The following is a 25,697-nucleotide window of genomic DNA, read 5'->3' on the forward strand; positions in this document are numbered from 1 at the left end:
AACCTCAAGCTCTGTTGAGCTAGGTCTGAGAACTAAAAGGACTTGATATGCAAAAAAGCTCGATCACAGCCACCATAGACTTTGACCGAGAAGGTGTACAGCACGGCTTTTTAACGCTGCCCTATTCACATGACGACTCCGCTTGGGGAAGTATTATGATACCTATCACCGTGATCAAAAATGGTCACGGACCAACCGCACTGCTTACTGGCGGTAATCACGGAGACGAATACGAAGGCATCACCAGCCTGCTAAAATTGACGAACTCGCTTCAGGCAGATCAAATCCAAGGTCGTGTCATTATTGTACCCATGATGAACTTACCTGCGGTACAAAATGCCTCACGTACGTCGTTTATCGATAAAGGGAATTTAAATCGCAGCTTTCCCGGCAACCCCATAGGCACAGTGACCGAGAAAATTGCGGATTATTTTACTCGTTACCTAGTTCCTAAGTGCGATTTTGCGTTAGACATTCACTCAGGTGGTAAAACGTTAGATATCGTGCCGTTCGCCGCTGCCCATCGTCTCGACAATCTCGATCAAGAAGAAGCCTGCATATTAGGTGCAAAACTGTTTGGCGCACCTTACACCATGATCTTGCTCGAAATGGACGCCACCAGCCTGTATGACACTGCCGTGGAGTCTCAGGGAAAAATCTTTGTCACCACCGAACTCAGAGGAGGCGGAACCAGCACTCCAGAAACCATCGCTTATTCCGACCGTGGCATTCGCAACTTCTTACGCTTCTCAGGCAACTTACCCGGTGACTACGAACAACCAACCCAACCAACTAAGTTATTAGATATGCCTGATGCAAGTTGTTATGTGCAAAGCCAACACCACGGGATCACAGAATACTTGTTTGATCTTGGCGATACCGTCAAAAAGGGCGATGTATTAGTGAGAATCTTCTCGACCGAGCGCACAGGTACCGCCCCCATTGAGTACAAGTCACAGCGCAATGGTATTTTCGCGGCACGTCGTTTTCCTGCTATGGTGAATATCGGTGACACTATCGCAGTTATAGCCGAAGACTGCGGCGAGGTAGGCTGATTGAAAAGCCAACTAAAGAAATCAAAACAAATGGCATACCAGAAGCAAACTGGAAAGCACCTTATAACAGCGACCAGTCATCAGCCTTTATGAAATGATTAGTATTCAACAGGGAGACTCATAATGCGCCTCGATCGCTACGACGTAAAAATTCTACAAATACTTCATGATAATGGTCGTATCACCAAATCTCACCTTGCCGAGGCCATCAACCTATCCGTGAGCCCTTGCTGGGAGCGCGTCAAAAAACTGGAAGAAGCAGGCATCATTGAAGGTTACGGAGCAAAAGTAAATACCGATATTTTGTTCAAACGAACGTCGGTTATGGTTGAAGTTACGCTCAAAGAACACAACGCCCAAGCGTTCAAACGCTTCGAGCAACTGGTTCAACATTCACCAGAAGTCACTGATTGCTATGCCACGGGCGGTGGTGTCGATTACATCCTTAAAATTCAGTCAGAAGATATCGACCAATATCAGCGGCTTATCGACAACTGGTTAGACTCAGATGTGGGCATTGAGCGCTACTTTACTTACATTGTGACAAAAACAATCAAACGTGATGCGGGCACATTCGAAGTAAACCAAAACGCTTTGTTATAAAAGGGAAAATGCGCATCAGGCGTGAACAGAAAAAGCACCATATTTAACGGCACTAAAAAGAAAGTTCTGACGTTTTAAACCTCGGTATCAGAAATTATTTCGGTCACTTCTCCATTACAGTTTCATTATGGACAACGATGCTGGGAGAAGGACTCATGGCAGCACTGCACAGCTTACACGCTGAAGAATTAAAAGCCTCGCACGACATGATGGCGATAATGAAAGACGTACGTTTGGTGAGAGGTTTAGCGTACGTGAATGGCAAATGGGTAAGTGGTGATCAATTTCATCCGGTGGATAATCCAGCAGATGGCACGGTCATCGGTTACATCACTAAGCTATCTCAGCAACAACTCTATCAAGCGATTGATGAAGCCGACCAAGCCTTTCGTCAATGGCGAAAAATGCAAGCAGAAGAGCGCGCTGAAATTCTCATGCGTTGGCACGACCTGATTCTAGAATCAAAGCAAGATCTTGCTCATTTGATGGTGATGGAGCAAGGAAAAACACTAGGTGATGCTGTAGGTGAGATTGACTACGGCGCATCCTTTGTTCGTTGGTTCGCCGAAGAAGCACGCCGCTGTTATGGCGAAACCATCCCAAGTCATATTCCGAATGCGCAGCTATCAACGGTGCGCGAGCCAATTGGTGTCGCAGCACTGATTACGCCTTGGAACTTTCCTAATGCCATGATCACACGCAAAGCCGCTGCCGCACTAGCAATAGGCTGTCCGGTGATCATTAAGCCCGCCAGTGAAACGCCTTTTTCTGCGTTAGCGTTGGCAGAGTTAGCAGACCGAGCTGGCTTTCCACCTGGTGTATTTAACGTGATCACTGGCGATGCGGTGATGGTGTCACAAACCTTGTGCCACTCCGATAAAGTCAAAGCGCTCTCGTTCACAGGCTCAACTCGAGTAGGCAAACTATTGCTACGCGACGCGGCACAAACCGTGAAGAAGTGCAGTATGGAGCTAGGTGGTAACGCCCCTTTCATCGTGCTGCCAGATATGGATGTCGAGCAAGCAGCCAAAGCCGCCGTGGATGCGAAGTTTCAAACCGCAGGACAAGACTGCTTGGCCGCAAACCGTATTTTCGTCCCTGACGATAAGTACGAAGCATTTTTGGAAGCATTTGCCAAAAAAATGAGCCACATCGTTTTGGGCAATGGCTTAGACGAAAAAACCACCATGGGACCACTTATTAATCGCACTGCGGTGGATAAAGCGCATGATTTGGTGCGTGACGCGCTCGACAAAGGCGCGCGATTGGTAGCGGGATACAACCAGCCCGTACCAGGCGAAAACTTCTTCGCGCCGACATTGCTAGCCGATGTAACCCCTGAAATGGCGGTGTATCGCGAAGAGAATTTTTGTCCTGTGGCAGGCGTATTGCCTTACCAAGACTTAGATACCGTGATTGAAATGAGCAACGACACTGAGTACGGCTTAGCTGCCTATGTTTATGGTCACGATATTCACCAAATTTGGCACTGCATGCGCGGTTTGGAGTTTGGCATGGTGAGCGTGAACTCCGTCAAAATGACAGGGCACCCTATCCCATTCGGCGGCGTGAAACAGTCTGGTCTTGGACGAGAAGGAAGCCGTCACGGATTTGAAGAATACAGCGAAATCAAATACTGCTGCTTAGGCGCTTTACCAACCGTCAGTGGCAGTTGAGACACGAAATATGGATATCCAATTATTCGAGGAGAAGGATCATGAGTAACAAAACCCAACAACTTTTAGAGATCGATCGTCAGAGAGTATTTCATGCCTCAACCCACCTGAAGCAGTATGCGGCCGGGGAGCTTCCGGGAAGAATTATCTCGAGCGGAAGCGGAATACGCATCACCGATTCAGAAGGCATCGAGCTGATAGACGGCTTTGCCGGGTTGTATTGTGTAAACATTGGCTATGGCAGGACCGAAATGGCCGATGCGATTTATGAGCAAGCCAAAGAACTGGCGTACTACCACACGTACGTCGGTCATACGAACGAAGCGCTCGTGACACTGTCAGATCGCATCATCAAAATGGCGCCTGAAGGCATGAGCAAAGTTTACTACGGCATGTCAGGCAGCGACGCGAACGAAACTCAACTTAAGTTGGTATGGTATTACAACAATGCTCGTGGTCTACCAGAGAAGAAAAAAATCATTTCGCGTGACCGCGGCTACCATGGTTCAAGTATCGCGTCCGGTTCAATGACAGGTTTGCCGCTGTTCCACGCCCATTTTGATTTACCACTTGAGCGTATCAAACACACCATCGCGCCATATTATTATCGCCGTGAAGACGAGAGTATGTCTGAGCTCGAATTCTCTCAATATTGCGCAGATCAACTCGAAGCGATGATCTTGGAAGAAGGCCCAGAAACGGTAGCAGCAATGATTGCAGAACCAGTGCTCGGTACTGGCGGTATTGTGCCACCACCAGCAGGGTACTGGCAGGCGATTCGCAAAGTGCTCGACAAATACGATGTACTCTTGATTGCGGATGAAGTGGTGTGTGGCTTTGGTCGCCTCGGCTCCGATTTTGGCTCACTGCACTACGACATGAAACCAGATCTCATCACGGTAGCGAAAGGGTTAACCTCAGCGTATCAACCGCTGTCTGGCGTGATCGTCGGTGAACGAGTTTGGAGTGTGCTAGAAAACGGCACCGACCAATGGGGCGCTATCGGACACGGTTATACCTACTCTGGTCACCCAATGGGAGCGGCAGCCGCGAACTGCAACCTCGATATCATTGAACGTGAAGGCTTGGTAAAAAACGCGGCCGAAGTCGGCGCTTACTTGCAGCAACGCATGGCGGAGACGTTTAGCGATCATCCATTGGTCGGTGATACTCGTGGCGTTGGCTTGTTGCATGCGTTGGAGTTTTCTTCAGACAAGCTCCGCCGTGCACACTTTGATCCAAACTTGAAAGTAGGCCCGCAAATCGCGGCGGCCTGTTTAGAGCAAGGCTTAATCGCTCGCGCTATGCCACATGGTGACATCCTCGGTTTTGCTCCACCGCTTATCGCGAATCGTAACGATATAGACACCATTGTCGACAAAGCGCATCAAGCGGTAAACAAAGTGATGGATAACCTCGTCACATCTAAACAGTGGCAGCCATAACCCACCTAGATTTCAGTAATGCTCGCGGGCTTTGGAGAAGGCCCGCTTTGCACTTTCCATTAAAGAGACAACAAGCCAACCAAACATTTTAGACCCATAGAAAGCACTATTATTTACTACAAGTGGCAATAGTGGGTAAAATGCCCAAAATTGCGCACTAACTGGATGAAACATGGCAAAACTTACCCTTCAAGAACAAATGCTGAAAGCTGGCTTAGTTAATGAAAAGAAACTAAAGAAAGCGAAGAAAGGCTCAAAAAAATCACGCGTTCAAGCACGCGAAGTAAAAGCGGCGGTTGAAGAGAATAAACGCCAACAGTTAGAGCGTGATAAACAATTGAGCGAGCAGCAAAATGCTGAGCGATTAAACAAAGAGATCAAAGCGCAGATCAATCAATTGATTGAGATGAACAAGATCGACTTAAAAGATGGCGACATCAAATACAACTTCACTCACGGTACGCTAGTGAAATCACTTTATGTAGATTCACTTATCCGCGAGCAGTTGATCAAAGGTATTTTGGCAATCGCAATTTTTGGTGAAAGCTATGTTGTCATTCCACGTGGAGTAGCGAATAAAATTGCTCAACGTGATGAGTCCGTCATCATCGAACAAAAAGAACCTGAATCGGACATTCCAGCAGAAGACGATCCATACGCAGATTTCGTCGTGCCTGACGATTTGATGTGGTAACAATAAATAATCGATGCATCAACGAAAAGAGCCGCTGATGTAACATCAGCGGCTCTTTTTATAGAAAAATAATCTACGGAGATGATGTGTTGTTATTGCTTACTTAGTAGCAAATTCGCACCTGATGCGGCTAAAAACAACGAACATCCGCGATTGAAACGTTTCGCCATTTTTGGATTTGAAAACCAGTGCCTCAAGTACAAACCAAAGATGGCATAGATTGAAATGGCGACCATTTCTAATATCAAAAACGTCGAGCCAAGGGCAAAAAACTGCTCTTGAACGTTGGCATTGGCATCAACAAATTGCGGCAAGAATGCAGTAAAAATAAGTATCGCTTTCGGGTTGCCAGCAGCAAGCGTAAATTCTTGCTTCGCAAGTCCTGCGTAATTGCGCGAATTGTCCAAGTCAGAGATCGGGCTGGACTCTGAACGCCAAAGGTTAAACGCAATCCACAGTAGATACAGCGCTCCTACCAACTTTATTGCCAAAAATAGCATTTCTGACGTATACAAAATCACAGCCAGACCTGATGCAGACAACGCAATCATCGCTGAAAAAGCAGCAATTCTGCCTAAACTGGCCGTAAACGCGGCCCTAAAGCCGTAACAACGCGCATTATTCATTGCCAATAAATTGTTTGGGCCTGGAGCCATATTTAGAGCGAAGCAAGCAGGAATAAAAAGGAGAAGCTGCCAAATATCCATAATAAAATGGTCTTAGTGAGTGATTTTGATCGGTACCCTAACATCTGTTAATAAAGTGAGTAAACCACAAACCGATCTTAAAGCAACTCAGCACCAAATCGTACCGTGCGAGCTTGAACTAACGTGCAGTTCGTTTCAGCCATCAGCTCCGCTAGGGTGATGTTTGGGTTTTGTCTCACCAAACGTATCAACTTCACGTCCAAAGGTTCCAATTTGTCTTGGTGAGCAAGTAGAGCTTGTTCGATCTTGTTGATCGCAAATCGCATCGTCTCTGCTTCTTCGTTTTTGAGATCCTCTAAAAACGCTTTTACATCCAAAGCCTCGCCCGAGATTTGCCAGTGACGAGATCGTCTAATTCGCTTAAGATCGCACTGTTTTTCTGCTGCGAGTGTTTTCGCTCGCTTGGCATGGTCGCCCCCAATACGGTGAATCAAGGATGGGAGCGAAATCGTAATCTTCGTCTCTTTCATGGCCTTTTCTTTCACGCCTTAGCCCTCAACCACCGACACATTCTCGCCAACCCAAGCCAACAACTGTTTTGCCGCTTTGGATAACACCTGATTTTGACGCACGATGTAGCCGAAATCAGTGTTTGGAAAACTTGGCAAAGGCGTAACTTCTCGAGAAAGCTTTAATCTCGGATCGAGCGAAAAATCCGGCACAATAGCAGTCCCAAACCCCGCTTCCGCCCAGTCGATTTGTGCTTCCACACTGCCCACTTCCATCACGCGATGCTTAGGCAGATTTAGTTCAGGTAAAGACGCATCAATCAGCTCTCGGGTTCGAGTATCGTGCCCTAGCAGGATCAGCGTCTGGCTCTCTTTTCGATTGTCTTGCCACTCAAAAATGTTATCGCCAAACGCACACCAGTGAATTTGCGTGAGAGGCGTAAAATGCAGCGGTTGACTCTCTTTTTGTGCGATAACAAAGCCGATATCGGCACGCGCACTTTTCACCAAATCCACCGCTTGAGAAGATGTGGTATTGAACAATGCCAAGTCGATCCCCGGATATTCACTTTTGAACTGCTGAAATGGTTTGATAAGCAGTAAACGTGAAACAATATCGCTCGCCGCAATAGAAAGCGTCCCCTGCGTAAGATCGTTGATGGCATTGAGATCCGACTGACAAATTTGCAGCTCATTAAGCATCCGCTGCGCCGTAGCTAACAAACGCTTCCCCGCTTGCGTCAACTGCACGGGATTTCGCTCAATCAATTTCGTGCGCGTGGCTTGCTCCAACTGCTTGATATGCAAACTTACGTTCGGCTGCGTCATGTGCAGTTCCGTCGCTGTTTTACCAAAGTGTTTTACCTCTGCAAGAGTTACGAAGGTTCGCAGCCAGTTCAAATCTAACATTGCCAATTCCGATATGAAATTCTTATCAAGTTAATGAGTATAATTAATTTCTCTTATTATGGCGAACACCTTAAGATTTTTGCATCTGTTTTTGGAGATTAAATTATGTCGTCTATCGTTGTTGTGGGTGCAAACTGGGGTGATGAAGGCAAAGGCCGCATCGTTGACTTTTTGGCAGAGCAAGCTTCTGCGAGCATTCGTTTCCAAGGTGGTAACAACGCGGGTCACACCGTGGTTAACGATCTAGGTACGTTCAAGCTGCACCAGCTTCCAAGTGGCGTATTCAACCCTGACTGTTTGGCAGTGTTAGGTCCGGGTATGGTTATCAGCCCTGCGTTGCTGTCTCAGGAGATTGCGGAAGTTGAAGAAGCGGGCGTAAAAGTGAATATGTGCATCTCTGATCGCGCAACACTGTGTCTACCTCTACACGCACTAGAAGATACGCTAGAAGAACAACGTTTAGGCGACAAAGCATACGGTTCAACTCGTCAAGGTATTGCACCTGCTTACGGTGACCGCGTAATGAAGAAAGGCATCCTAGTTGGTTGGTTGAAGCAACCAGAAGTATTGGTTGAACGCCTTCAATTCATGATGGATTGGAAACTGCCGCAACTGCGTGCACTTTACCCGACGTTCGAGTTTGAACAAACCGCTGAAGAACTGGCGAACTGGCTGCTAGAAGTCTCTGCACCTTGGCGCGATTCAATTTGCAACGTAACGCTTCCTCTAAAAGAACTACAAGCGAAAGACAAAACTCTATTGTTCGAAGCGCAGCTTGGCGCGGGTCGTGACCTTGTTTACGGTGAGTACCCTTGGACAACATCTTCTAACGTTGTATCAATGTACGCGGGTATCGGTAGTGGCCTTCCGGCACTTCGTCCTGAACGCGTTATTGCGGTTGCAAAAGCCTTCAGCTCATCAGTGGGTACTGGTACGTTGATCACTGCAATGGAAGAGCAAGACGCTTTCCGCGAACTTGCTGGCGAGTTCGGTGCAACTACGGGTCGTCCACGCGACATGGGCTACTTCGACGCAGTCGCTACGAAAAATGGCGTTGAACTGCAAGCCGCAACTGAAATTGCACTAACGAAAGTAGACTGTTTAACTGGCCTTAACGATCTGAAAATCTGTGTTGGCTACGAAGGCGACCACAGCGAAAACCCAATCTGGCCTCAAACTGCCTCTCTTGCGCCAATCTACGAGAAGATGGAAAGCTGGAGCGAGGACATCACAGGTTGTCGTAAGTTTGAAGAGCTTCCAGTAGCAGCACAGAAATACGTTCTACGCATTGAGGAACTCATGGGCGTACCAGTAAAAATGGTGTCTGTGGGTCCTGGTCGTGAACAAATGATTATGCGATAAGATGTGAATTAACACATCATTGGCAAGCGGCTTTTATCTGTTCCGGGGTAAAGCCGCTTTTTTTTACACTGTAAACTTTGGAAAATTGCACGGCTAAATTCATGTTTAATAACCTCATCACGAGACTCCTACCTCCTTCTATTTATAAATCAATAAATTATAGGACTTAACACGTTGTGCACGTTACTAGCACATCTCACTTGTTAAAGAAGCACGTCAATTAGGTTAACTGGTTGATTTGATATTCTTTAAGTGATTAGTTGATCACGATCTTCATCTGCAATTTGTTGAACTAGTACTCAAAAAATCTAACCCGCTGTTTTTAGGATAGATGAGTTCCCCAACATCCAACCTAACAGCAGGTGATTCCCATGACGAAAAATCTTTTCCGCCTCAGTACGATAACCCTTGGTTTGTGCCTTAGTTCTTTGTCTTTCGCGCAATCCGATCTTCCGAACATTAAAATTCTTGCCACTGGCGGCACCATAGCAGGCGCAGGTCAATCTACAACCGAGTCAAACTACACAGCAGGTAAAGTCGGCGTTGAATCATTGATTTCTGCGGTGCCGAGTATGACCAACATTGCCGATATTTCTGGAGAGCAAGTGGTCAGTATCGGTTCACAAGATATGAATGATGAAGTGTGGCTAAAATTATCGAAAAGAGTTAATGAGCTACTCGCTCAAGATGATGTTGACGGCATCGTCATTACTCATGGTACGGATACGTTAGAGGAAACCGCTTACTTCCTTGATCTGACCGTCAAGAGCAAAAAGCCTGTCGTGATCGTTGGTGCAATGCGTCCTTCCACCGCAATGAGTGCTGATGGACCAGTCAACTTATACAATGCAGTCGTAACAGCCACCGATGAAGATTCAGAAGGACGTGGCGTGCTAGTCGCAATGAATGACACGATTTTCGATGCGCGAGATGTGACAAAAACCAATACAACCTCCGTCAGCACTTTCCAGTCACCCAACTTTGGTGCTATCGGCTACATTCATAATAGCGATGCCAAATATCAACGAAGCCCAGAGCGTAAACATACGACAGAAACCCCATTCGATGTATCAAAGCTTACTAAGTTGCCTAAGGTCGGTATTGTTTATAACTATGCAAATGCCTCCAATTTGCCGGTGAAAGCCTTTGTGGATGCGAAGTTTGACGGCATCGTAAGTGCTGGTGTCGGTAATGGTAACTTGTACCACACTGTGTTTGATGAGCTAGAGAAAGCGAGTAAAGATGGCGTTGTTGTTGTAAGAAGCTCCCGAACGCCTAGCGGCTCAACCACTTTGGATGCTGAAATTGATGACGAAAAATACGGCTTTGTTGCCGCTGGTACATTGAACCCACAAAAAGCACGTATCTTACTGATGCTGTCACTGACTCAGACCAAAAACTATCAAGACATCCAAAAGATGTTCCAATACTATTAATTCTGTCTAAGGTTCATTCGATAGAGGAGGTACACACCTCACCTCCTCTTACACATAGCGACATGAGCGTCTCTTGTTAGCCAAACAAGCGACGCTTCATTCCTGCTTTTTCCAGAATACGCGTAGTAATTTCCTCAACAGACAGAGAGGACGTATTGATATATGGGATCGCCTCTCTTCTAAACAAAGCCTCAACAGTGTCTAGCTCCAGCTTGCACTGCTCTGTGCTAGCGTAATCACTTCCAGACAAACGATTCTCACGGATTTCAGTCAAGCGCTCGGGATCGATCGTCAGCCCAAACAACTTATGACGATGGATCTCAAATTCAGGCAACAAACGCATCATCTTCACATCTTCCGCAATGAACGGATAGTTCACAACACGTAAACCAAATTGCATCGCCATGTACAAGCTAGTCGGCGTTTTTCCGCTGCGCGATACTCCCAGCAGGATAATATCGGCTTGTTCCAACCCTTTTAGCGTGATGCCATCATCATGCGCCAATGTGTATTCAATAGCCGCAATACGGTCAAAATAGGTGTCGGAATCTTTCCCCACGCTGCGAGAACGCTGCAACTTAGGCTTTGGTGCCATCTGAATGTCGTCTTGCACTTTCTGCACAATACTCTCCAAAACATCGTAACTGTATGCCGGCGCTTCAAGCAGCATTTCACGTACTTCTGGAACGACAATTGAGAAAAAGACCAGAGGTTTGACGCCATTGCGCTGGTAGGAAGTTTCAATTTCTTTGACTACGTCAGTAGCTTTGTCCTGGCTTTCAACAAACGGAAAGGTTTTTTCGTTAGGAATGAACGGAAATTGACCGAGAACAACATGCCCTAATGTCTCACATGTTATCGCCGTACCGTCAGAAACATAGAACACATCACGACTTTGGTTATTTATTTGCATTTCTGTTTAATTTTTCAAAATCTTTTGAGTAGGATGGTACACATAATATTAATAAATCAGTTTGGCTTTCAGTTAGGTTCACCACAGCTTTAAAAATTCTTTTGAATTTTTTTCAGCCAGAACGTAATCGTTTGCCTTTGATATCAATCTAAATGAAGCAATGTATGGTCAACGTGTAATAACAGCCAACATGCGATTGTTTAGATCGATTTAAGTCCCCCTACTAAGCTGCAATGTTTCTGGAGAAAGACATGCAAAAGAACACCCTCTGGTTCAATGGCCTATCCATGGATGATGTCGACAAAGTCGGCGGTAAGAATGCTTCACTTGGCGAAATGGTTTCTAACCTAGCAAACGCAGGCGTTTCTGTACCAAATGGTTTTGCGACAACCTCATACGCGTTTAACCAATTCCTTGACCACGAAGGTTTGGATGAGCGTATTCACCAATTACTCGATGAACTAGACGTTGAAGATGTAGAAGCTCTGCGTAAGACAGGTGCAAACATTCGTCAATGGGTATTAGAGGCCCCTTTCCCTGCGGACCTTGAACAAGAAATTCGTGAAAACTACCAAGAACTGATCGAAGGCAATCCTGAGCTTTCAGTCGCAGTTCGTTCATCTGCTACGGCAGAAGACCTACCTGATGCTTCTTTTGCTGGTCAGCAAGAAACGTTTTTGAACGTGAAAGGCATCGACGCAGTACTAGAAGCAACTAAGCACGTTTACGCTTCTCTATTTAACGACCGTGCGATTTCTTACCGCGTTCACCAAGGGTTCGACCACCGTGGCATCTCGCTATCTGCGGGTATCCAACGAATGGTGCGTTCAGATAAAGCCTCGTCGGGTGTTATGTTTACACTAGACACTGAATCGGGTTTCGACCAAGTTGTCTTCATCACCTCTTCATGGGGTCTAGGCGAGATGGTCGTTCAAGGTGCAGTAAACCCTGACGAGTTCTACGTTCACAAGCCAATGCTTGAAGCAGGCGAACACCCAATCGTTAAGAAAACATTTGGTTCTAAGTTGATCAAAATGATCTACTCAGATAACCAAGAAATCGGCAAACAAGTTGATATCGTTGATACTTCTGATGAAGAGCGCAACACGTTCTCATTGAACGACGACGAGATCAAAGAGCTCGCAAAACAAGCAATGATCATCGAAAAGCACTATCAGCGTCCAATGGACATTGAATGGGCAAAAGATGGCATTGATGGCAAGCTGTACATTGTTCAAGCGCGTCCTGAAACCGTATGTTCACAAACGGAACAAAACGTGATTGAGCGCTACGAGTTACAAAACAAAGCGGATGTTTTGGTTGAAGGTCGTGCAATCGGTCAGCGCATCGGTAAAGGCGTGGTTCGCTTGGTTGACTCTCTGGACCAAATGTCTTTAGTCCAAGAAGGTGACGTGCTAGTTACAGACATGACTGACCCAGACTGGGAACCAGTGATGAAAAAAGCATCTGCAATCGTAACCAACCGTGGTGGCCGTACTTGCCACGCAGCCATCATCGCTCGTGAGCTTGGTATTCCTGCAATCGTTGGCTGTGGCGATGCGACAAGCAAGTTAACCGATGGTGCAACCGTGACCGTATCTTGTTCTGAAGGTGAAACGGGCTACGTTTACCAAGGTGAACTTGAGTTTGACGTAAAACGCTCTTCTGTTGATGAACTGCCACTGCTACCAACAAAAGTGATGATGAACGTGGGTAACCCTGATCGCGCGTTTGACTTCGCGCAAATTCCAAATGAAGGTGTTGGTCTTGCTCGTCTTGAATTCATCATCAATAAGATGATTGGTATCCACCCGAAAGCATTACTTAACTTTGATGCACAAAGCGATGAGCTAAAAGCAGAAATCACTCAGCGTATTCGTGGTTACAAAGATCCTATCGATTTCTACGTAAGCAAACTGACAGAAGGTATCGCAACCATTGCTGCGGCATTTTGGCCGAAACGCGTTATTGTTCGTATGTCTGACTTTAAGTCTAACGAATACAGCAACTTGGTTGGAGGTAAAGCATACGAACCGCATGAAGAAAACCCAATGCTTGGCTTCCGTGGCGCGTCTCGTTACATTTCTCCAGTGTTTGAAGACTGCTTCGAGCTAGAAACTCAAGCAATCAAACGCGTTCGTAACGAAATGGGTCTGAAAAACGTTGAAATCATGATCCCATTTGTGCGTACACCAAGCGAAGCAGCATCAGTGATTGATTTGCTAGCGAAGTTTGATCTGCGCCGTGGCGATCAGGGTCTTAAAGTCATCATGATGTGCGAACTGCCATCCAACGCGGTCCTTGCCGATGAGTTCTTGAAGTACTTTGATGGCTTCTCGATTGGCTCAAACGACATGACTCAGCTAACGCTTGGTCTTGACCGTGACTCTGGCGATGTCGCACATCTATTTGATGAGCGCAACCCAGCGGTTAAGGTTATGCTTCAGATGGCGATTGATGCGGCAACAAAAGCAGGCAAATACGTTGGTATTTGTGGTCAAGGCCCATCAGACCACGACGACCTAGCGGAATGGCTAATGGATCAAGGTATTAGCTCTGTATCACTAAACCCAGATACGGTTATCGATACTTGGTTAAAACTAGGTAAAGTTAGCAGCAAGTAACACACGATAAACTCTAGCCCTCACACTCCCCTTGTGAGGGCTTTGTTATTCACACGTCATTTCACAATCAGTTCGTGATTCCTCTCTCAAGTTCGTCATTTAGTCAATTTCATTATCAAAGTCTGATGACCTAAAATGAATGGTATATCGATAACTCCAGAGAGAATTTGATGAAAAAGCCTATCGCACTCCTTACTACATTGATGCTCCTGGCATCCCCTGCTTATGCCGATTGGGATGAAATTTCCAATAAAATGTCTGAGCTTGGCGACGCAGTTTCTGATACTGCCCAAGATGCTTGGGACGACACCAAAGCGTTTTCAAAACAAGCGTGGCAAGATTTCACGAATTGGTCCGAGGAAGCGATCAATACCGCAGGCGAATGGACAGAAGCCAGCATCGAGAAAAGCAAAGAATGGATAGATGCTGCCGACAAAAAAATTGATGAGCTGATGGAAGGCGATACGCCAGAAGAAGCTCGCCAAGCCGTGGACTTAATGGCAGATAGCGCTTTGCTCAAGTTATTTAATGAAAAGCCGGAGGCAAAAGCTATTTACGACAACGCGTACGGCTACGCGGTCTTTGATTCTCGTAAATTATCTTTGCTGTTTCACACCAACTCAGGGTCAGGAGTCGCAGTGAATAAGGAAACAGAAGAACGCACTTATATGAATATGTTTGGTTTGGGCGTTGCACTTGGGGCTGGCGGCAAATTTTACCAACAAGTGGTTCTGTTTGAGAGCAAAGAAGACTTTGATACGTTCGTCAACGAAGGATGGGAGGCCACAAGTGAAGCCTCTGCTGTTGCGGGCGAAGATTCAGAGCAACTTTCAAAACAACTTAACAGCGGCGTCGCCGTCTATCAGTTGAACGCTAAAGGTTTGCTCATCGATGCTAACGTGTCTGGTTCTAAATATTGGGTTAACGAAGAGCTCACTAACTCGCAGTAATGCATAGCAACTAATCGCTTAAATAAAACCGTTGTTCTGCACCCTTATCAATAAGTTAACGGGGATATGATTCCTCAAAACTGAGCACTTACGCAACTTTCTCTATGGAAGTCACCAGAAGATGGCGACTTCCCTTTCTCGTTGGATTGCTTTTGGTTATGCTTGCGCAAAACCACCTGCAATTCGGTATCCCATGCCTGACAATAACTTTAATAATCTGCTAGCAGAAGCAATTTCTGCTCTTAACACGCCTAACTTTACTCCTAAACTTATGCGTGTCATTCGCACTCTTTTTCATTTTGATTGCGCAGTTATTTTAGGTTACCGAGAAGGTAAACATCCTATTTATCTCTACGACTCAATTGAGAACGAGCGAGAGTTACTTTTTCAACGCTACCTTACTGACTCATTTCAAAATGACCCTTTTTTTCTCAAACTAAACGAGACAAAGCAACAAGGCGTATTTACGCTCAAAGACGTGGCGCGTAAAGGCGTTGACTTCACCTCATACTGCGAGCAGTTCTATCATCAAACAGGGTGGAAAGACGAGCTTAGCATGCTAGTCGAAGTTGAATCTGGCCGTTGGGTCATGCTGTACTTCGGATATATGACTGATGGAAAATACTTTTCTCAGCAACAAATCAATAAGCTAAAGCCCTATTTCCCGATAATTCAGTCGCTTTGTCAGCAGCATTGGAAACAAACGGAATTTACCTTTTCTGAGCCTGTTTTTGCACAGAGTGCTTATTCTGGCAGTATGCGAATAGCCATTGAGCAAGCTTTAGCAACGTTTGGCGTAGAATCACTCACCCGTCGCGAACAAGAGGTGGCTTCGCTTCTCGCTCAAGGGTTTGACACCAAAGAAATTGCCGCGCGGTTACACTTAGTTCAAGGCACGGTCAAAAATCATCGAAAGCGAATTTACTCGCAATTAAATGTGTCTTCATTGAGTGAGTTATTCCAGCTTTTCCTCAATCACCTCATTCTCCATTCAAGATAAAAAACTGTCCCTTAAGGGATATATCGAGAAAAGGTGTCGCGTTTTAGTCTGAATACAACAACCACTAAAACAGACAAAAAGAATGACGACACCATTACTGCAAGATTTACAAGATCGTGGCTTGATTGCACAAGCCAGCGATTTGGAAGAAATTCAGACACTTCTCTCACAGCCACAAACCGTTTACTGCGGCTTCGATCCTACAGCTGGCAGCTTGCATATCGGCCACCTCGTGCCTTTGATTATGCTTAAGCGCTTTCAAGATGCCGGACACCAAGCTGTTGCCTTGATTGGCGGTGCAACGGGCATGATTGGCGACCCAAGCTTTAAAGCGACTGAGCGCAGTCTGAACTCAGAGGAAATCGTCTCAGGCTGGGTTAACGATCTTTCTAATCAAATTCAGCAGTTGATGAATCACCAACTGGCCAAGCCGATGATCATGGTAAACAACGCTGACTGGATGAAGTCGATCAATGTGATCGACTTCTTCCGCGATGTGGGTAAGCACTTCTCAATCAATACTATGGTCAACCGAGAATCGGTAAAACAACGCCTGCAACGACCTGACCAAGGTATCTCCTTCACCGAATTTAGCTACGCCCTACTGCAATCGTACGATTTTGCCGAGCTAAACCGTCGATACGGTTGCCGTTTGCAAATCGGTGGCAATGACCAATGGGGAAACATCGTCAGCGGGATCGATTTAACTCGCCGTCAAAATGGTGAGCAAGTATTTGGCTTAACTCTGCCGCTGATCACCAAATCCGATGGCACCAAATTTGGCAAAACCGAAGGCGGTGCAGTATGGCTAGATCCTAGCAAAACCTCTCCTTACGCGTTCTACCAGTTCTGGCTTGGCGCAGAAGACGCCGACGTTTACCACTTCTTGCGTTACTACACATTCTTGAGCTGCGAAGAAATTGCCAGCATTGAAGCGCAAGACCAAGCAAGCCAAGGTAAGCCACAAGCACAACGTATTCTCGCTGAAGAAATGACGCGATTTGTTCATGGCGAAGAAGGCCTAGCCAGTGCCGAGCGTATCACTCAAGCTTTATTCAGCGGTAATGTGCAACAACTGAGTTTGGGTGAATTAAAACAGTTGGAGTTGGATGGTTTACCAAGCATTGAGAGCACACAACAAGATTTGGTTGAGCTGTTGATTGAGTCGGGCTTAGCAAGTTCGAAGCGTGTTGCACGCGAACACATCAGCAACAACGCCATCAGTGTAAACGGTGAAAAAGTGGCGGCTGATAACCCGAGTTTAAGCTTCCCACTGTTTGATCAATATTGGTTACTGCAACGCGGTAAAAAGCACTTCTGCCTCGTGAAGCGTGCCGCGTAGTAACACTCGAAGTACAAAGCCCATAAAAAATTCCCCTCACCGCTTTCGTGATGAGGGGAATTCAAATTTGAACGATTTTAAGCCTAACAATAGGCAAAGGCGTTGCTTATTGCGTTCTTAAACGTTGCCAGTACTTTTCGTAAATCGCTAACGTTTCTGCGCCAACATCATTAATAAACTCGCCTTTTTTCATGTCTTCTGATGAAGGGAAAATAGTACGGTTATTTTTCAACTCTTCTGGCAATTTGTCACGCCCAGCGTTCGTTGCCGACGCATAACCCAAACTGGTCACGATTTCCGCTTGGTTCTCTGATTGGTACATAAAGTTAATAAATTTATGCGCCAATGCTTTGTTTTTACTGCCAGACGGAATAGTGAAGTTGTCCATCCACAATACCGCGCCCTCTTCCGGCATCACGAACTTCAGCTCAGGCATTTCAACCTGCCCTTGGAATGCGTTGCCGTTCCATTGCATGCCGACCGATGTTTCACCGGACACGTAAGGGACTTGCGGCGCATCTGAGTTATACAGTAATACGTTGTTTTTCAGCGCAACTAGAGAATCAAAAGCCTGTTCGATTTCAGCTTCGTCTTTTGTATTCACGCTATGGCCATTTTTCTTAAGCGCCATACCAAACACATCGCGCACGTCATCAATCAACATGACTTGTTGTTCGTATTGAGACTCCCATAAGTCTGCCCATTTTGTCACTGGTTGCTCAACCATGGATTCGTTGTAGCTAATCCCGGTAATGCCCCAAATATAAGGCAGCGAGTAATCATTTTTAGGATCGTGCGCTTGGCCAAGTAAACCGTCCATTGTGTCTTGCATGTTTGGCACTTGAGCGTGATCTATTTTCGAAAGCAGCCCTTCTCGCCCCATTTTTTCAATGAAGTACGCAGAAGCAAAAACCACATCGTAACCAGAACCTTTTAGCAATTTTAGCTTGGTGTACATTGATTCATTATTCTCAAAGGTCGAATAATTAATCGTAACGCCTTCTTGTTTTTCAAACGCTTTTAACGATGCTTCCGGCAAATAGCCACCCCATGCATAAACGTTCAACGTTTTGCTATCTGCATGAGCAAACATGCTGAGCACAAGAGCACTCAGCCCCAATCCTTTGATGATTAATTTCATGGTATGCAATCCAACCAGTCCAGCGACGCGCTGGGATTCGGGTGCATAATTAGGTAATTGTTACCCAATTGAAAGAAAATTTAATTAATCTTTAACAGCAAAAATATTTATCGAATTTATAAAATTAACGCATGTTTTTAATAGCGACTGTGCATACCAAAATGATGAGACATTCCATCTTCCATTCGGCCGCCTTTCCAGCCACCAGAGCCGAGTAAATTAAGCACATCTTGAGCGGTATAGTCGGCACCAGAAAAGAAATCATGCGCCACGTCTGAGCGTATTGCTTGCAACTCTGGTTGATTTTCCAAATCAAGATCTTGCGGATCCGCATATAATGCCAACGCAATTTTTTGTTGGCACGCGCTTAACTCACTGGTGCTCGTCTTTACCTGATCAACCGAAAAATACTCACGACTGCCGTATCCCACCACCAATCTAGTACTCATTAGTTTAATCACTTTCTTAATGCGACGACGTTGTATAAATCTCAACATGTTTTGTTATTCCTGTATTAAGTTGGCTATGGTCGTATTCTTTTGTTCGAATTAAAACACTCTGTTTTATCCGCGAAATTTCTCTAGCGCTTTTCGCGATGATCGGTTGTATAATACGATCCTGAAATATTTTGTTACGTTACCTCGGTAACCCCTGAGACTGCAACATGAACAACAGCAGATGGGTCGGCTTTATAGGCGGCACGATTGTCTTACTTAGTACCTTTATCCTCTTCGGATCTTCCGTCCACGCTGCTTGGTACCGAATCCCTGCGGAAGCCATTCATGGTATCGCCTTCACTTTGGCTTTTGGTTTAGGGTTAAACAGCCTGCTGGCGTACGCGACGGCAGTGATTACTCTTGCTGCACTATTCTACATTGGCTTTGTCGTTAGCTATCGGGTCCATCAGAAACTTAAATAGTCTTCTGTCTCAACCTGAGCTTAATAACGGATACTTGGTAACTAAAAAGGGAGCAAACGCTCCCTTTTTAGTTATCAGCATATAGATGTTCTATGCCCGCTTTAATCATTAAGGTGGCATACCCTCAACGACTGCTGCATACCTGAAACATCATCACCTAAATACTCAACCGTCATTGGAACGTTGACCAACAGAGTAAAACTGGAGTCACTGAATCTTCCATCAGCATCACTCTCCAAATGAACAAAAAACGCAGGCTTATCCGCAATCAATGTAATTCGCCTCCCTTCAATAGAGACATCTATATTGGCTTTCGCTATCGGCAAGGTTTTTAGCTCGTGAGTACTAAACCATGTGTTGCTTATTCTGTCTTCACCGATTTGCGCTTCAACATAGAAGAAGCCTGACGTAAGTTCATCCTTCTCGATCAATTCATCCAACTGCCACAAAATCGTATTGCTGTCTGCTATGACTGTTTGTTCTAAGCTCCAACATTGCTTTTCTTCCCCTTGCCAATCTACCCACTTAAGCAGTGCGTTGACGCTTGCGGACTCTTTGGCATCATTGAGCAAATGTAGGCTCAACATGCCTGTATGCTCGGAAAATACCAAATACTGCGGCGCAAAAAAGCGTTTTGCATGGTAGTGCAACTGCTTCCATCGACCACTGTATTCCAAACTAGACCAAGAACTGACAGGCCAATTGTCGTTGAGTTGCCAGTACAGCATGCCGCGACAAACTGGAGAAATGGCACGCCAATGATCGCATGCAGTTTTGATCGCGATTGCCTGCTGAACTTGACTTAAATACAGCATACTCTCAAATCCAGAGGGAAAACGAAAATAGCGCGTGAACATCTCTGTGATAATACTATGACCTCGAGGGTTCTTCTGATGTTGTTCGAAAGTTGGGGATGTAATATTCCAGTCTTGCTCAGGGACAAACCGCTTAACTTCAGCAAAAGATGGCCAAGATTGAAAACCAAACTCAGAGCAAAAACGAGGATTCACGTCAACGTAGGCACTGAATGATTTTCCTGAATGCCAAACGTCCCAAAAGTGCATATCGCCTTTACTATCATCATGCCACGCATCACCGAAATCCAGTTCACCATTACATGGGGAACTTGGCCAGAAACGGCGAGTGCTATCTCGCTCGGTAATCTCCTTCTCAATCATGCGGTTGAGGCGATCGTAGTTTACCGTGTATTTGACTTTGCTGCGCTTAGATTCGTCATACCAACCAATAGCTCCAATCACTTCATTGTCACCACACCAAAGTGCGATTGATGGGTGCTCCTTGAGCCTCGGGATTTGGAATCTAAGTTCTTCTTCTACCTCTTTTAAAAACTCGTCGTTTGATGGGTACAACGAGCAGGCGAACATCATGTCTTGCCACACCAACAAGCCAAGTTCATCACAAAGGTTATAAAAGGTTTCACTCTCGTACTGACCACCGCCCCATACGCGAATCATGTTCATGTTGGCATCAACCGCACTTTGCAAAAGGTTGCGATAACGTGTTTCGCACTCTCGCCCCGGCATTGCGTCAATAGGGATCCAGTTGGCACCTTTAGCATTAATCGGTACGCCATTGACGATAAATTCCATTGCAGAGCCGTGCTCATCAGCTTGGTTATTTAGGGTTAACTGACGCAAACCAATGTTGTGCGTTAACTTTTGCTCTCTGCAATAAATGGTAATGGGATAGAGATACGCTTCGCCATAACCCGATGGCCCCCAGCGTTGAGGCTCCAAAATGTGGAACTGGCAATGATAGTGACCACTTCCTTTTGTTTGAATACATTGACGCTCACCATTAAATTCAACCATCATTTCATGGCGTTGACTGTCCGTTTCCACTTCAACTACTACATCAAGAAACACACTCCCATCGGCTTGCCATTGCTGCTCTGTCGAGAAGCCTTTGAGCCAAAGCTCATTCACAATGTCGATTTGAATGGGGTCGTAAATACCCGATACCATCAAGCAAATGCCCCAGTCCCATCCGGAATGGCATTGTGTTTTGCGGATCAAGTTCATGTGTGGAATTTGGTTGTTGCCCATTGCCGATGGAATAGGAAATGGCAGTTTTTTTGCTCTTGCGATACCTTCTAAATCCACCCGAGCAAACTCAACCCGAATCGTGTTAGTACCTTGCTTTAAATGCGGTTTAATATCCACACGTTGCTGGGTAAACATGTTGCTGCAAGTTAGTGCTAACTCACCATTAACATAGAAGGTTGCCAAGGTATCTACACGAGTTAGCGTCATCCAAATTTGCTTGGCAGACAACGTAAACGCGTCGACTTCAAACTCACGTGAGATATGCCACTCACACTCTTCAATCCATCGAACTTTGTTTTCATTATCGGCAAAATAAGGATCTGGAATCTGCTCTGCTTGTAAAAGCGCCGACACATTATCGCCCGGAATAAACATTGGAATTTCAAGATTGGGACGCTGTGGCGAGGTAAGCATCCACTGCCCGTTAAGTTCGAAGTGAGTCATCGAGTTAAACCTTAGCTTGGGAAAAACATATTTTCTCAATGTAATCCTGATAATCCCATGCAAAAACAAGGGAAATGTTAATTACATACGAAATGCGGTGCATTTCACGTAAAAACTCTTTCTTTTGATCTCTACCCAAAAATCAGCAACTTGGCTAACCTGTTAAAAATTAATCGAAATCTAAGGTTATATTTGCAACTTCGACATGTTAACATCATCGGCTTTTTGAACATCCTCACACTTTTCGTTGAAACGATGTGAGGGGAAATGCACGGCTTCATAGCCCTAAAAAGCGAAGTAATTATGTCAAATATGACGAATGCCGCCTCCCACACAGCGCCTATTCAGGATGCTGACTATTCTGCTATTCACCCCCCATCTTTACTCAAGCGCCTCGAACTCACCAATCCTGTCTTTTGGTTAAGTGGTAGCTTCCTCACTCTATTCGTTTTACTTGCTCTAACGAATACCGACTCTCTAACCGCAATGGTTAACACCGGCTTCGGCTTTGCTACTAAATATTTCGGAGCTTACTGGCAAGTACTGCTTCTTCTGAATTTCCTAATTGGTTTGGCTCTTGCGTTTGGTCGCACTGGTTATGTGCGCCTAGGTGGTCTAGCGAAACCTGATATTGATAACTTTAAGTGGTTGTCAATCGTACTCTGTACTCTACTTGCAGGTGGTGGTGTGTTCTGGGCCGCAGCTGAGCCTATCGCGCACTTTGTGACTGCTCCGCCTCTATACGGGGAAGCCTCACCGAAAACTGCCGCAATCAATGCCCTATCTCAGTCTTTTATGCACTGGGGCTTCTTAGCTTGGGCGATCCTTGGTGGTCTATCTTCCATTGTCTTAATGCACTTGCATTACGATAAAGGCCTGCCTCTTAAGCCGCGTACTCTGCTTTACCCTGTTTTTGGTGATAAAGCCATTAAAGGCTGGATTGGTGATGTTGCTGACGCATGTAGCATCATTGCAGTAGCAGCAGGAACCATCGGTCCTATCGGCTTCTTAGGTTTACAAATTAGCTACGCGCTAAACTCATTGTTTGGCCTGCCAGATACGTTCGTAACGCAAAGCATGGTTATCATGGCGGCGATCCTGATGTATACCCTTTCCGCACTGAGCGGTTTGAGCAAGGGTATTCAAATCGTCAGTCGTTACAACATCATTTTGTCTGTACTATTAATTGGTTACATCCTGTTCTTCGGGCCGACAAGCTTTATCGTTGATGGCTACGTGCAAGGCGTTGGTCGTATGGTGGATAACTTCTTCCCTATGGCACTTTACCGTGGTGATACAGGCTGGCTAAGTTGGTGGACAGTATTCTTCTGGGGTTGGTTTATCGGTTATGGCCCAATGATGGCGATCTTTATTGCTCGTATCTCTCGTGGTCGTACAATTCGCCAATTAATCATGTCTATTAGCATCGCGGCACCGCTGATTACTTGCTTCTGGTTTAGTATCGTTGGTGGCAGTGGCCTTGCGTTTGAACTTGATAACCCTGGTTTGATTTCATCTGCGTTTGAAGGCTTTAACTTGCCTGCAGCACTGCTAGCGATTACTGGTGAATTACCTTACCCAATGATCATTTCGGTTCTGTTCCTGATCTTAACGACAACATTTATCGTGACGACGGGTGACTCGATGACTTACACAATCAGTGTAGTGATGACGGGCTCAACAGAACCAAACGCAGTGATTCGCTCGTTCTGGGGTCTGATTATGGGTATTGTCGCTATTGCGCTCATCTCAATGGGCTCTGGTGGTATTTCTGCATTGCAGTCTTTCATTGTAATTACTGCCGTACCTGTGTCTTTCATTTTGCTGCCAAGCATTTGGAAAGCACCCGGCATTGCAAGCAGAATGGCGAAAGAGCAAGGCCTCGTTTAAACCGCCTCTCTAACCAATATGCGAAAAAGAGCCCTTCATTGGGCTCTTTTTAATTCTGCGCTTTATCCTACGCTATCAATGCGAATCATCACTGCGTCTGGACGCCAATACTCGAATTCGCAGTCCATTAAATGCCCATCTTGTTTGTAGTTTACCCGCCGAATTTTCAGAACGGGTTGTCCTTCAGCTAGGTTCAACGCCTTAGCGACATGAGCAGGAGCTGACGTGGGAATCACATCAAAACGAGAGCGCTTTGTCTCGTAACCATACTTCTCACGATAAATGCCTGTCAGGGACATGGTGAGGTTCTCAGACAATATACCCTCAAACAGTGCCGCTTTGAGCACGTTCTCAACAAACAATACCGCTCGCCCATCAATAAAACGTAACCGTTCAATTACATAAATTGGGGTAATTCGCTCCACCTCTAACGATTTGGCATACTCACCTGCGGCCATTTCACTTCGCACGTTGAGTAGCTTAGTTTCTGCAATACGATGCTGCTCTCGAATCATCTGATGGAAGTGAGAACGAGACAACGGGTTGTAACAGATACGCTCAGGAGATACATACCAACCCCGGCGCTCTTCTCGATAAATAAGACCTTCCGTTTCCAAAGACACCAACGCATCTTTGATTGTGATTCGAGTCGTAGAAAACAGCTCACTGAGCTCTCTCTCTGACGGCAGTTTTTGTCCTTCCGACATGATGCCGGAAAGAATCTGCTGTTTTAAGCTGCTTCTAATTTTTCCTAATTGGGTACCAAATTGTCCGGTGCCTGTCGCTCTCATTCTGATCTAGTCCAAGGATAATTTGACGAATAACATAAGGCGTTTACGTAACAAAAATATGACATTAATCAACAGAACACATACTGAACGTATGAAATATAAGTGCCATATAAAATCAGCAAAACTGTCAAATTACTTGCGCTAAATCGTCACATTCCATCCATAGCATACAAAGCGAACTTACTGACCTAGTCCAGAAGGATGGAGACAATGAAAACTTTGCTAAGTCGTTCAATTACCGCACCAGCGGCAATCATTGCGGTAACGCTCGCTACGCCAACAGTAGCGAAAGAAGCCGATATTGAATCTTTGGTAGCAGCAGCACAAAAAGAAGGGGCGGTTTACAGTGTGGGTATGCCTGACAGTTGGGCAAACTGGAAAGACACTTGGGCTGATTTAAAGTCAAATTACAACCTTAAGCACCAAGACACGGATATGAGCTCGGCTCAAGAAATCGCAAAATTCGAAGCTGAGAAGAAAAACGCGACCGCAGACATTGGTGACGTAGGCTTTGCCTTCGCACGTGTAGCGGTTAAAAAAGGCGTCACTCAGCCATATAAACCAACAACTTGGAATGACATCCCAGATTGGGCAAAAGACGAAGATGGTCATTGGGCACTTGCTTACACTGGCACTATTTCTTTTATCTCCAACAATAACCTCGTAAAAGACGCGCCAAAAACGTGGGATGACCTATTAAAAGGCGACTACAAAGTGACCGTAGGTGACGTAGGCGTAGCAGCACAGGCAAACAACGCGGTTCTCGCCGCAGCGTTCGCCAACGGTGGGGACGAATCCAACCTCAAGCCTGCGCTCAAATTCTTTTCTGAACTCGCGAAGCAAGGTCGTCTTTCATTTACCGATCCGAACATCGCCAACCTAGAAAAAGGCGAAGTGGAAGTGGCGATCATGTGGGACTTCAATGCATTGAACTACCGCGACAAAATTGACCGCGACCGCTTTACAGTGAGCATTCCTCAAGATGGCTCTGTGATTTCTGGTTATACAACCATAATCAATAAATACGCGAAGAACCCTAATGCAGCAAAGCTTGCTCGTGAATACATCTTCAGCGATCAAGGGCAAATCAACTTAGCAGAAGGTTATGCGCGTCCAATCCGCACCAACATCACACTGCCTCAAGCAGTGCAAGACAAGCTAATTGCTAATGACCAATACAGCAATGTACACCCAGTGACTGACTTCTCAGCTTGGGAAAAGTCCGCACGTAAGCTGCCACGTCAATGGCAAGAAAGTGTCTTAATCCACCAGCAATAAGAG

The 25,697-nt window shown here is 45.7% G+C and carries 22 protein-coding genes; 14 read left to right on the top strand and 8 right to left on the bottom strand.

Annotated elements, in window-relative coordinates; genetic code table 11:
* The first annotated feature begins 47 nt into the window (after nt 1-47).
* The 5 genes from doeB (at nt 48) to R7E38_RS07730 (ending at nt 5,473) form a co-directional block, all read left to right on the top strand.
* The gene (gene doeB, locus R7E38_RS07710; RefSeq protein WP_226083399.1) at nt 48-1,055 is read left to right on the top strand and encodes a N(2)-acetyl-L-2,4-diaminobutanoate deacetylase DoeB; all 1,008 of its coding nucleotides are present in this window, start codon (nt 48-50) and stop codon (nt 1,053-1,055) included.
* A gap of 123 nt (nt 1,056-1,178) precedes the next feature.
* On the top strand, nt 1,179-1,658 hold the full coding sequence (locus R7E38_RS07715) for an Lrp/AsnC family transcriptional regulator (RefSeq protein ID WP_005373784.1): 480 nt from the start codon (nt 1,179-1,181) through the stop codon (nt 1,656-1,658).
* A gap of 155 nt (nt 1,659-1,813) precedes the next feature.
* Complete coding sequence (locus R7E38_RS07720; protein WP_226083380.1) at nt 1,814-3,334, top strand: NAD-dependent succinate-semialdehyde dehydrogenase; 1,521 nt, start codon at nt 1,814-1,816, stop codon at nt 3,332-3,334.
* Nucleotides 3,335-3,375: 41 nt separating this feature from the next.
* Entirely contained in the window at nt 3,376-4,779 is a 1,404-nt protein-coding gene (locus R7E38_RS07725) for an aspartate aminotransferase family protein (protein ID WP_017633577.1), read from the top strand.
* Nucleotides 4,780-4,951: 172 nt separating this feature from the next.
* Nucleotides 4,952-5,473 carry a DUF2058 domain-containing protein gene (locus tag R7E38_RS07730; RefSeq protein ID WP_033906326.1) on the top strand — a complete coding sequence of 174 codons (522 nt, stop codon included), beginning with the start codon at nt 4,952-4,954 and terminating at the stop codon, nt 5,471-5,473.
* 92 nt (nt 5,474-5,565) lie between these two features.
* Here the strand turns inward: R7E38_RS07730 and R7E38_RS07735 are convergent, their stop codons facing one another.
* The 3 genes from R7E38_RS07735 to R7E38_RS07745 all read right to left on the bottom strand — a co-directional run bounded on the left by R7E38_RS07735 (nt 5,566) and on the right by R7E38_RS07745 (nt 7,538).
* Nucleotides 5,566-6,180: a LysE family translocator gene (locus R7E38_RS07735; RefSeq protein WP_017633575.1), complete on the bottom strand. Its 615-nt coding sequence runs from the start codon at nt 6,178-6,180 to the stop codon at nt 5,566-5,568.
* A 77-nt stretch (nt 6,181-6,257) separates the two neighbouring features.
* Nucleotides 6,258-6,650 carry a ribosome recycling factor family protein gene (locus R7E38_RS07740; RefSeq protein ID WP_213907143.1) on the bottom strand — a complete coding sequence of 131 codons (393 nt, stop codon included), beginning with the start codon at nt 6,648-6,650 and terminating at the stop codon, nt 6,258-6,260.
* An 18-nt stretch (nt 6,651-6,668) separates the two neighbouring features.
* A complete protein-coding gene (locus R7E38_RS07745) occupies nt 6,669-7,538 on the bottom strand; it encodes a LysR family transcriptional regulator (RefSeq protein WP_005373812.1) in 870 nt (289 codons plus the stop codon).
* Between the two features lie 105 nt (nt 7,539-7,643).
* On the opposite strand from R7E38_RS07745, the gene R7E38_RS07750 reads away from it, so the two are divergent.
* Complete coding sequence (locus R7E38_RS07750; protein WP_005373814.1) at nt 7,644-8,900, top strand: adenylosuccinate synthase; 1,257 nt, start codon at nt 7,644-7,646, stop codon at nt 8,898-8,900.
* A 371-nt stretch (nt 8,901-9,271) separates the two neighbouring features.
* Nucleotides 9,272-10,336: an L-asparaginase 2 gene (ansB, locus tag R7E38_RS07755; RefSeq protein ID WP_005387068.1), complete on the top strand. Its 1,065-nt coding sequence runs from the start codon at nt 9,272-9,274 to the stop codon at nt 10,334-10,336.
* 76 nt (nt 10,337-10,412) lie between these two features.
* On the opposite strand, the gene R7E38_RS07760 is transcribed toward ansB, so the two are convergent.
* The gene (locus tag R7E38_RS07760; protein WP_005373820.1) at nt 10,413-11,249 is read right to left on the bottom strand and encodes a pyruvate, water dikinase regulatory protein; all 837 of its coding nucleotides are present in this window, start codon (nt 11,247-11,249) and stop codon (nt 10,413-10,415) included.
* Between the two features lie 251 nt (nt 11,250-11,500).
* Here R7E38_RS07760 and ppsA point away from each other — a divergent pair, with 251 nt between their 5' ends.
* The 4 genes from ppsA to tyrS all read left to right on the top strand — a co-directional run bounded on the left by ppsA (nt 11,501) and on the right by tyrS (nt 17,165).
* A complete protein-coding gene (gene ppsA, locus R7E38_RS07765; RefSeq protein WP_005373822.1) occupies nt 11,501-13,873 on the top strand; it encodes a phosphoenolpyruvate synthase in 2,373 nt (790 codons plus the stop codon).
* A 170-nt stretch (nt 13,874-14,043) separates the two neighbouring features.
* A complete protein-coding gene (locus R7E38_RS07770; protein ID WP_033906323.1) occupies nt 14,044-14,823 on the top strand; it encodes a lipoprotein in 780 nt (259 codons plus the stop codon).
* 193 nt (nt 14,824-15,016) lie between these two features.
* Nucleotides 15,017-15,823, top strand: a complete 807-nt coding sequence (locus R7E38_RS07775) for a LuxR family transcriptional regulator (protein WP_033906555.1) — start codon at nt 15,017-15,019, stop codon at nt 15,821-15,823.
* Between the two features lie 82 nt (nt 15,824-15,905).
* The gene (gene tyrS / locus R7E38_RS07780; RefSeq protein WP_064376191.1) at nt 15,906-17,165 is read left to right on the top strand and encodes a tyrosine--tRNA ligase; all 1,260 of its coding nucleotides are present in this window, start codon (nt 15,906-15,908) and stop codon (nt 17,163-17,165) included.
* 106 nt (nt 17,166-17,271) lie between these two features.
* On the opposite strand, the gene R7E38_RS07785 is transcribed toward tyrS, so the two are convergent.
* Together R7E38_RS07785 and R7E38_RS07790 are read right to left on the bottom strand one after the other, a co-directional pair.
* Complete coding sequence (locus R7E38_RS07785; protein WP_047102765.1) at nt 17,272-18,306, bottom strand: ABC transporter substrate-binding protein; 1,035 nt, start codon at nt 18,304-18,306, stop codon at nt 17,272-17,274.
* A 137-nt stretch (nt 18,307-18,443) separates the two neighbouring features.
* Nucleotides 18,444-18,803 carry a DUF6559 family protein gene (locus tag R7E38_RS07790; RefSeq protein WP_017633570.1) on the bottom strand — a complete coding sequence of 120 codons (360 nt, stop codon included), beginning with the start codon at nt 18,801-18,803 and terminating at the stop codon, nt 18,444-18,446.
* A 167-nt stretch (nt 18,804-18,970) separates the two neighbouring features.
* Here R7E38_RS07790 and R7E38_RS07795 point away from each other — a divergent pair, with 167 nt between their 5' ends.
* Complete coding sequence (locus R7E38_RS07795) at nt 18,971-19,225, top strand: hypothetical protein (RefSeq protein WP_005387084.1); 255 nt, start codon at nt 18,971-18,973, stop codon at nt 19,223-19,225.
* Nucleotides 19,226-19,326: 101 nt separating this feature from the next.
* Here R7E38_RS07795 and R7E38_RS07800 read toward each other — a convergent pair whose 3' ends face one another.
* On the bottom strand, nt 19,327-21,735 hold the full coding sequence (locus R7E38_RS07800; RefSeq protein ID WP_226083378.1) for a beta-mannosidase: 2,409 nt from the start codon (nt 21,733-21,735) through the stop codon (nt 19,327-19,329).
* Nucleotides 21,736-22,038: 303 nt separating this feature from the next.
* Between R7E38_RS07800 and R7E38_RS07805 the strand changes: the two genes are divergently transcribed.
* Nucleotides 22,039-23,625, top strand: coding sequence for a BCCT family transporter (locus tag R7E38_RS07805; protein WP_005373846.1), 1,587 nt, complete (start codon nt 22,039-22,041; stop codon nt 23,623-23,625).
* Between the two features lie 62 nt (nt 23,626-23,687).
* On the opposite strand, the gene R7E38_RS07810 is transcribed toward R7E38_RS07805, so the two are convergent.
* On the bottom strand, nt 23,688-24,416 hold the full coding sequence (locus R7E38_RS07810) for a UTRA domain-containing protein (RefSeq protein WP_005387087.1): 729 nt from the start codon (nt 24,414-24,416) through the stop codon (nt 23,688-23,690).
* 210 nt (nt 24,417-24,626) lie between these two features.
* On the opposite strand from R7E38_RS07810, the gene R7E38_RS07815 reads away from it, so the two are divergent.
* The gene (locus R7E38_RS07815; protein WP_005373851.1) at nt 24,627-25,694 is read left to right on the top strand and encodes an ABC transporter substrate-binding protein; all 1,068 of its coding nucleotides are present in this window, start codon (nt 24,627-24,629) and stop codon (nt 25,692-25,694) included.
* The last annotated feature ends 3 nt before the right edge of the window (nt 25,695-25,697 follow it).

The sequence above is a fragment of the Vibrio sp. Vb2131 genome, from assembly GCF_033338535.1.
In the GTDB taxonomy this organism is placed as follows: domain Bacteria; phylum Pseudomonadota; class Gammaproteobacteria; order Enterobacterales; family Vibrionaceae; genus Vibrio; species Vibrio alginolyticus.

Coding starts and splice junctions, on each gene's coding strand:
- R7E38_RS07720 (WP_226083380.1), top strand. CDS start 1,814: ATGGCAGCACTGCACAGCTTACACGCTGAAGAATTAAAAGCCTCGCAC.
- R7E38_RS07750 (WP_005373814.1), top strand. CDS start 7,644: ATGTCGTCTATCGTTGTTGTGGGTGCAAACTGGGGTGATGAAGGCAAA.
- R7E38_RS07800 (WP_226083378.1), bottom strand. CDS start 21,735: ATGACTCACTTCGAACTTAACGGGCAGTGGATGCTTACCTCGCCACAG.
- R7E38_RS07715 (WP_005373784.1), top strand. CDS start 1,179: ATGCGCCTCGATCGCTACGACGTAAAAATTCTACAAATACTTCATGAT.
- doeB (WP_226083399.1), top strand. CDS start 48: ATGCAAAAAAGCTCGATCACAGCCACCATAGACTTTGACCGAGAAGGT.
- R7E38_RS07805 (WP_005373846.1), top strand. CDS start 22,039: ATGTCAAATATGACGAATGCCGCCTCCCACACAGCGCCTATTCAGGAT.
- R7E38_RS07760 (WP_005373820.1), bottom strand. CDS start 11,249: ATGCAAATAAATAACCAAAGTCGTGATGTGTTCTATGTTTCTGACGGT.
- R7E38_RS07730 (WP_033906326.1), top strand. CDS start 4,952: ATGGCAAAACTTACCCTTCAAGAACAAATGCTGAAAGCTGGCTTAGTT.
- R7E38_RS07745 (WP_005373812.1), bottom strand. CDS start 7,538: ATGTTAGATTTGAACTGGCTGCGAACCTTCGTAACTCTTGCAGAGGTA.
- R7E38_RS07725 (WP_017633577.1), top strand. CDS start 3,376: ATGAGTAACAAAACCCAACAACTTTTAGAGATCGATCGTCAGAGAGTA.
- R7E38_RS07775 (WP_033906555.1), top strand. CDS start 15,017: ATGCCTGACAATAACTTTAATAATCTGCTAGCAGAAGCAATTTCTGCT.
- R7E38_RS07810 (WP_005387087.1), bottom strand. CDS start 24,416: ATGAGAGCGACAGGCACCGGACAATTTGGTACCCAATTAGGAAAAATT.
- R7E38_RS07770 (WP_033906323.1), top strand. CDS start 14,044: ATGAAAAAGCCTATCGCACTCCTTACTACATTGATGCTCCTGGCATCC.
- R7E38_RS07815 (WP_005373851.1), top strand. CDS start 24,627: ATGAAAACTTTGCTAAGTCGTTCAATTACCGCACCAGCGGCAATCATT.
- tyrS (WP_064376191.1), top strand. CDS start 15,906: ATGACGACACCATTACTGCAAGATTTACAAGATCGTGGCTTGATTGCA.
- R7E38_RS07790 (WP_017633570.1), bottom strand. CDS start 18,803: ATGTTGAGATTTATACAACGTCGTCGCATTAAGAAAGTGATTAAACTA.
- R7E38_RS07795 (WP_005387084.1), top strand. CDS start 18,971: ATGAACAACAGCAGATGGGTCGGCTTTATAGGCGGCACGATTGTCTTA.
- R7E38_RS07785 (WP_047102765.1), bottom strand. CDS start 18,306: ATGAAATTAATCATCAAAGGATTGGGGCTGAGTGCTCTTGTGCTCAGC.
- ansB (WP_005387068.1), top strand. CDS start 9,272: ATGACGAAAAATCTTTTCCGCCTCAGTACGATAACCCTTGGTTTGTGC.
- R7E38_RS07735 (WP_017633575.1), bottom strand. CDS start 6,180: ATGGATATTTGGCAGCTTCTCCTTTTTATTCCTGCTTGCTTCGCTCTA.
- ppsA (WP_005373822.1), top strand. CDS start 11,501: ATGCAAAAGAACACCCTCTGGTTCAATGGCCTATCCATGGATGATGTC.
- R7E38_RS07740 (WP_213907143.1), bottom strand. CDS start 6,650: ATGAAAGAGACGAAGATTACGATTTCGCTCCCATCCTTGATTCACCGT.